Origin of the sequence: Mesorhizobium sp. M7A.F.Ca.US.011.01.1.1 (assembly GCF_003998295.1) — a bacterium.
In the GTDB taxonomy this organism is placed as follows: domain Bacteria; phylum Pseudomonadota; class Alphaproteobacteria; order Rhizobiales; family Rhizobiaceae; genus Mesorhizobium.
In genome coordinates this window covers 22131-28845 of the sequence record NZ_RZRT01000065.1, presented here as the reverse complement: position 1 = coordinate 28845, position 6715 = coordinate 22131, and the positions used below count along the sequence as shown (strand labels likewise).

The following is a 6715-nucleotide window of genomic DNA, read 5'->3' as shown; positions in this document are numbered from 1 at the left end:
GCGCAGCGAGCGCGCTTGAAATGATCGCCTGCGTGATGGCAATCCAAGAGGACGTCGTGCCGCCGACCGCCAACTATCGCGAGCCAGATCCCGCTTGCGACCTCGACATCACACCCAATGTGCCGCGCGAGCGCAAGGTGCGCGTCGCCATGAGCAACGCCTTCGCCATGGGCGGTACGAACGCAGTTCTGGCATTCAGGCAGGTGTAGAAGCCATGCAAGACGCCTCATTCGAGGTCACCTGTCGTATCTAGCTGCTTGAGGGGCGGGGCATTGTGATACAGGGAGGGCTGTGGGGTCCCTCCTTCTCGGCCTCGACGATGTGGGAGGAGCCTGTGCGGCGAAACGGGCTAGACGCCCCCAGGCCCAGAACTTGGGCGAAACCAACTCCCACCAAAGCACAGCCGCTTTAGTAGCCGAACAATGAAGCCTCGCTCGACGAGCCGCCGCCTCTACTGTCAGCGGCATCACGCGGTTGAAGCGAACAGCGCAGCGGCTACTGTTTCCCGCACAACTCGGACGGCAATTGGGACAAGTCCGCACATGTCGTCACGTAAGCTGAACGCCGCAGGTACAGCCAAATTGGGGGCGGGGCGTTTCTGCCGTTTTGATAGAATTCTATCAAACTGACAATTTTCCTTGCACGAATGCAAGGAGAGCTCGATTGACTCCCCTCCTTTCTTGTCAAGGATGGGTTTGCAGGCTGCGGTGCGGCAGAAGCCGGACAGAACGGCGACCGGTCGAGTAAAGGCCTGCGCAAACAAGCGCGCATATTGCGGGCGCCCGCACGGAGGAGAAGACGCTCGTCCTGGTGAAAGACAACGATGCTCAGGCGCCATTGCCATTTGCCGAGGGGGTCCGCGCGCCGGAAATTTCGAAGCAACAAAGGTGAGATCGAGAATGATGATGGCGAAATACAACACAGCTCACCGTCCAGTGCAGTTCTACCGGCGGGTGGCGGAGTGGGATGGGCTGCCAAATGGAACGTAAAAAGATCAGCAAGGAGATGCTTGGCGATAGTCAGGCGCTGCGCAAGCTGCGTGAGCACCTTGTCAAGGTGGCCAAGGCGAAGACTACGGTCCTGTTGCGAGGTGAATCCGGAACCGGCAAGGAGCTGGTTGCCAAAGCCATTCACGAGCTCTCGCCTCGCGCCAAGCAGCCCTTCATCAAGGTCAATTGCGCGGCGCTCACCGAGACGCTTCTGGAATCTGACTTGTTCGGTCATGAGAAGGGTGCCTTCACCGACGCGAGCAGTTTGCGCAAGGGGCGCTTTGAGGCTGCCGACAAAGGCACATTGTTTCTGGACGAGATTGGCGAAATATCAGGTTCGTTCCAGGCTAAGCTGCTGCGTGTCCTGCAGGAGCAGGAGTTTGAGCGCGTCGGCAGCAACCACACCATTAAAGTTGATGTTCGCGTGATTGCCGCAACGAACAGGGACTTGGAAACGGCAGTTCAACGCAAGGAGTTCCGGCAAGACCTCTATTATCGCATCAACGTCGTCACTTTACGCGTGCCGGCATTGCGCGAAAGGCGAGGTGATATTCCGCTCTTGGCCGCTCAGTTTCTCAAGAATTTCAATACTGAGAATGATCACACGCTGACCTTCGCTCCCGAAGCGATTGAGGTGCTAATGAACTGCGAATTTCCAGGTAACATCCGAGAGCTCGAAAACTGCGTTCAACGGACGGCAGTTCTGGCGACGGGTCCATCAATCCTCAGAACTGACTTTGCCTGTTACGCGGATCAGTGCTTGGCCGCGGCGCTGTGGAAGAACGGACAGCCGACGTCAGAGAAGTCGACTACGATCGAGCCTTCCGCCGCCTGTGCCGCCCCGCCCGTCGGCGACGGGCAAGCGCCGATAGGCCCTGCCACGACTCGTGGTAGGGTGCCCGATGCCGATACGGTCATTGCTGCCATGGAAAAGTGTGGCTGGGTGCAGGCAAAGGCGGCGCGCCTGCTCGGTTTGACCCCGCGCCAGATCGGCTACGTGCTGAGAAAACGCGGTATCGAGATCAAGCGTCTCTGAAACAACCCGCCGAGCAAGAGCTGGAGCAGGTCAAGCATTGGTGCTCTGGCGCCGAGCCCATCGGCCAGGCTTACGAAGTGGGTGTGAACAGCGCTGCCAAGATTCCGGCCGTGTGCTTTCTACCACCAGTCGTACTGGGGCTCTGCGACTGACAAACTAAAAAGGAGTAATCCTCTGGCGGGACCTGGTCGATACATTAGCTGATGGCTTACCGCTCGATATCACGCAATCTGAGATGGGCATGAAAGTGAGTTCGACCGCTGGACAGTTGCCGACTTCGTCAGGTATTGGCCCCTGCGACCGGTTGATCTCCGATATCCAAATTCTTGGAAGTTGGTCGAGACGAAACTGTCGCCCCGGCTCGTGACCGACCGCGCGCCCGGCAAGATCGAGTTACAAAGTTGCCGAGGCAGTTTGATGTGCGTTCCTGCATCACTGTACGGGACACGACCTGACGGGAGACTATGATGCGTAGCCAAAAAGAAAAGATGCTCGCAGGCGAGTTTTACAATGCGGCGGATCCGGAGATCCAAGCTGACCTGTTGGCAACCGGGGCTTGGCTCAAGCGGTACAATGATACGCTGGGGCAGACCACGGGGCATTGGCATGAGCTTTTGTCCGAGCGGCTGGGAGAGGTTGGGCGCGGAACGGTCATCCGTCCGCCCTTTTTTTGCGACTACGGATTCAATATCCGCATTGGAGCCAATGCCTACATCAACTTCAACTGCGTTATTCTTGACGTGGTAGAGGTCAAAATCGGGCAAGGAACGGCAATTGGGCCTGCTGTGCAGATTTATACCGCCGATCATCCACATGATGCCGAGCAGCGGCAGGCCGGCCTGCAGGTCGGGCGTCCTGTTCACATTGGCAGCCGTGTCTGGATCGGCGGTGGAGCAATCATTCTGCCTGGCGTCACGATTGGTGATAATGCAGTGGTAGGCGCTGGCTGCGTGGTCACACGAGATGTTCCCGCCGGGGCAAAGGTAGTGGGAATTCCTGCTCGCGTGGCCGACCCACATAAACAGGCATAATCAACCTCGTTGACCCTGGAGGTGCATGCGAACTGTCGAAACTGTGCCGAATTTTTGTCGAAGCCATTGAGCGCTGCATATGTTGTCGCGACTCGGGCGCTTCAGTTCTTTTGCCACGGGGGTCACAAGATCATGTGCGTAATGCCGCCGCAACGTGCTCACGTCCCGCAGCAGCGGACCCTTTCACATGGCCCAACGAATTCAGAGCCTACGTTGTGCTGCCACTAGCATTACTGCTCACGAATGTATTCCCAACTGAGTTTTCGCCCTTGGAGGCAAGCAGCGACTCACCAGCAATCGCCGGCCATTAATCCTGGCTAGCATCGACCCCGACGAGGCGAGCCGCGGCGTTGCGGATCGGCATGTCGATGACCGTGATTGCGCCTTCGGCAAGGAAACGACGTTCGTTTCTGGTCAGCGTAGCCGAATCGATCACCGCAAAATGTGGGCCAGTGGAGCGCTTCATCAGCTGTCTGGCATATGTGCGCAGCATCTGATCGTTGAAGCGGCAGCCCACGAAGAAAAAACCCCGGTTGACGCGCCGTTGCTTCACCGCGTCCGGGATCGGCGTCTGGATATCAATTTCGGTTAGGACTTCGACGTAATCGGAATCAGCCACGAGGAAGTTTGCCGCCGGCCTGACGCTGCCGTGCGGCGCATAGAGCACCGTCCTAGCCACTTGTTCGGCCTCGAGTTCTGTTCCTGACAAATCGTAAGTTCTCGTCCAGATGTTACCGATTCCGGTCGCGCGCGTCGTTCCTTGTATCTCGACAACGTCTGTTTGGCCGGCCTCTGCAAGGGCTGCTCGCATGGCGCCATCGTACCAGCTGTCGATGATGACAGACAGTTGAAGGGTTGCGAGCCAGGCGTGAAGAACGGTCGGCTCGGCGGGGGCTGCGAATATCTCCGCCATCCACGCTTGGAGAGTCCGACGATGTCGGCGCTGCTCGATAAACTGCGCGACCGACCACATATTGGTGCGAATCCTGGAAGGGGCAGGCGCCCGCTTGTTGAGGGCCGCGGCGACATCTTCAGGGGTGCAAGGTACAGGGGATTCCGGTGGGTTAAGCTGCAGAAGACCAGGACCGAGATAGGGGATCACTCGATCGGCCTTGAGAGCGCCGTTCAGCAGGTCAATCAGTTTTTTGGCAAAACTGCCCCGGACGACGACGAGATGGTCCCAGCTCAGCATCGTGTTCATACGCGTTTCCTCTCCGCCACTGAACCCACCGGCATCAGGCCCCGTCGGAAATCTTCATCGCCTCGACGGTGATCGGCAAACGCGTGTCGCGCGGAAGGTCGGGCAGCATGAGCCGCCAACCGTTCCTGAGCGTCACGGTCCCGCCCCATAAGTCAGCGTTCTCAATCTCGGTGATCGGCTCTTCGAGATCCTTCTTGGGGACATAAGCCGACAAGCCAGTAGCGGTCCTGCGAATCATTACTTTCATCCGGCTGTTCCCCCGTTGGAAATGCCTTCAGCTCCGCAGGGAACCTCGACTTTGTCGAGGCTAATGAGTTCGCGCGCTCGCATGCCGACGACCGTGCCACGATCGATCCATTCGACCGCATAGATGAAGAATTGCTGGAGAAAGGTTCCAATGTCGCGCACGTAGCCTTCGTCGCCCTTCCGCACGAGGTTTTCGCCGATCTCCTTGCCGGGATAGGTGCCGTCGTTTTTTATGTGGCGTATCGCACGGACCCGCTCACCCTGCATGAACCGTGGCGGTCTGCCGATTTCGACCTCCTGTTCGCGTCTGGACCACATGCTGTCCATTCCTTTCTCGAGGCTTTTGTTGTGGTCGCGGGTTGCAGGCGTCGTCGTGCGGCGAACCCGACCGTTTCGGTAGGAATCAAGCGGGAACGCAGGTTTTCGGTACCGGACAGACCGACACGCATTGCTGCGTATCGAAGGCCTCCTTGCATTCGGTGCACTTGTTTGGATCGATCACATAGGCGTCGCCCTTGAACTTGATCGCTTCCGAAGGACATTCGAACTCGCAGGCCCCGCATTGGGTACATTGGGATGCGATGATCTTTAAAGCCATTCTAACTCCTGGTTATCGGACGAGACGGCTCAGGCCGTCGCCGCTAGTGGTCTGATCCCAAACTCTGCCGCGTAAAGTGCGCTGACTGCGGTCTCGATGTAGTCATGGCCATAGGCGTCGGTTACGCGCAGTCCAACTCGCGAGAGTTGTTCCTTCGGGCGATTTCCGATCTTGGCGCATAGCACTATGTGTATGCCTTCGAGCGCTGCGATGACGCCCTCGAGGATGGCGTCTTCGCCCCCGCCTCCGAGGCAATACCGCTCGACCTTCCGATGCCCGACCAAGCTGATCCCTCTAGGCGAGACTTCATAAACCTGGAATTCCTTCGCGTGGCCGAAGTGTTCGTTGACCCGTCCACCTCCCTTAGTGGCCACCGCAACCAGAAGCGACTTTTCGGAGTCTGTTGCCTTGACCATACCGATGGCCTCGCTCCTCGCCGCCTCATGATCACGGCGCTCGTGTGCGACCACCTGCCGATAGGCCTGACGCTTGCCAGCATCGTAGGCGACATCGTCGGGAATACCGTCCAGCGTGAATTCCTGGCCACGATCTTCACCGAGCAGGCCGACAGCATCTGCCCGGCACTGCCGGCAGTGGCGCATCAACTTGGCGCCACCTTCAAGTCGATCCTGAAGAGCCATCATCTCCGTTGCCGTTGGGCCGCGCTGCCCGATGAGTCCGTAGTGGGTACCGTGCGCCGGGTCCGAAATCAGAGGCATCACGTTGTGCAGAAACGCGCCCCGCTCCCTGACCATTTTGTTCACCTCAAACAGGTGCTGGTCGTTCACTCCAGGAATCATCACCGAGTTGATTTTGGTGAGGATGCCGCGCGCGCTCAGCATCTCCAGGCCCAGCATCTGCCGCGCGTGCAAGATTCGAGCGGCTTCGATGCCGAAGTAGCGGCGATTTTCATAAAAGATCCATGGATAGATCTTCGCGCCGACTTCCGGGTCGACCATGTTGATGGTGATCGTCACGTGATCAACATTCATTTCGGCAAGCTCGGCGACATGGTCCGGCAGCACGAGCCCATTAGTGGAGACGCACAGCTTTATGTCGGGGATTTCCCTGATGACGCGGTCGAACGTTGCCTTCGTTTTCTCCCAATCGTAACAGGCATCCCCCGGCCCAGCGATGCCAAGAACCGAAAGCTGCGGAACTTTGTTGGCAACGGCGATGACCTTGCGTAGCGCTTGGTCGGGCGTCAACTTCTCAGACACAACACCAGGCCGGCTCTCGTTGGCGCAATCGTATTTGCGATTGCAATAGTTGCACTGGACATTGCAAGCCGGCGCGACCGCCACATGCATACGCGCGAAATAATGATGCGCTTCCTCCGAAAAGCAGGGGTGATCCTTGATCCTTTCCCAAATAGCCGGATCCTCTTCGCCCGGGCTGGTCGGCGACGAGCCGTAGGAAGACGATGCGCAGCCACCGGATTTCGCGGCTGCCAGAAGACCCTCGGATGTCGTGCTAGTCGGCCCCTCAATCGAAACTGTCGGTGAGGACATCAAACGGCTCCGTTGCTGGTAACGTCGCGGTTCAAGGTGCAAGAGCCATACCAACTGAAAAAAGCGGCTTCAGTTCACTATTCGGGTCGATATCGCATTGTGT

6 protein-coding genes and 2 pseudogenes are annotated in these 6715 nt (G+C 58.2%); 3 read left to right on the top strand and 5 right to left on the bottom strand.

The features are described 5' to 3' along the window. From EOA13_RS31935 to EOA13_RS31925, 3 genes and pseudogenes are all read left to right on the top strand, one after another. Positions 1-209 (top strand): annotated as a pseudogene (locus EOA13_RS31935) (beta-ACP synthase); the annotation flags it as partial. A 772-nt stretch (positions 210-981) separates the two neighbouring features. Further along, a pseudogene (nifA, locus tag EOA13_RS31930) lies at positions 982-2025 on the top strand (nif-specific transcriptional activator NifA); the annotation flags it as partial. A 464-nt stretch (positions 2026-2489) separates the two neighbouring features. Then, entirely contained in the window at positions 2490-3056 is a 567-nt protein-coding gene (locus EOA13_RS31925) for a sugar O-acetyltransferase (protein ID WP_024505228.1), read from the top strand. 307 nt (positions 3057-3363) lie between these two features. Here EOA13_RS31925 and EOA13_RS31920 read toward each other — a convergent pair whose 3' ends face one another. The 5 genes from EOA13_RS31920 to nifB all read right to left on the bottom strand — a co-directional run bounded on the left by EOA13_RS31920 (position 3364) and on the right by nifB (position 6612). Further along, positions 3364-4257: an SIR2 family protein gene (locus tag EOA13_RS31920; protein ID WP_024505229.1), complete on the bottom strand. Its 894-nt coding sequence runs from the start codon at positions 4255-4257 to the stop codon at positions 3364-3366. A gap of 34 nt (positions 4258-4291) precedes the next feature. Next, on the bottom strand, positions 4292-4504 hold the full coding sequence (nifT, locus tag EOA13_RS31915; protein ID WP_024505230.1) for a putative nitrogen fixation protein NifT: 213 nt from the start codon (positions 4502-4504) through the stop codon (positions 4292-4294). Next, positions 4501-4821 carry a nitrogen fixation protein NifZ gene (locus tag EOA13_RS31910; RefSeq protein WP_024505231.1) on the bottom strand — a complete coding sequence of 107 codons (321 nt, stop codon included), beginning with the start codon at positions 4819-4821 and terminating at the stop codon, positions 4501-4503. Before EOA13_RS31910 ends, nifT begins: the two co-directional genes overlap by 4 nt. An 85-nt stretch (positions 4822-4906) precedes the next feature. Continuing rightward, entirely contained in the window at positions 4907-5101 is a 195-nt protein-coding gene (locus EOA13_RS31905; protein WP_024505232.1) for a 4Fe-4S binding protein, read from the bottom strand. Positions 5102-5130: 29 nt separating this feature from the next. Further along, the gene (nifB, locus tag EOA13_RS31900; RefSeq protein WP_063169393.1) at positions 5131-6612 is read right to left on the bottom strand and encodes a nitrogenase cofactor biosynthesis protein NifB; all 1482 of its coding nucleotides are present in this window, start codon (positions 6610-6612) and stop codon (positions 5131-5133) included. Positions 6613-6715: the final 103 nt, after the last annotated feature.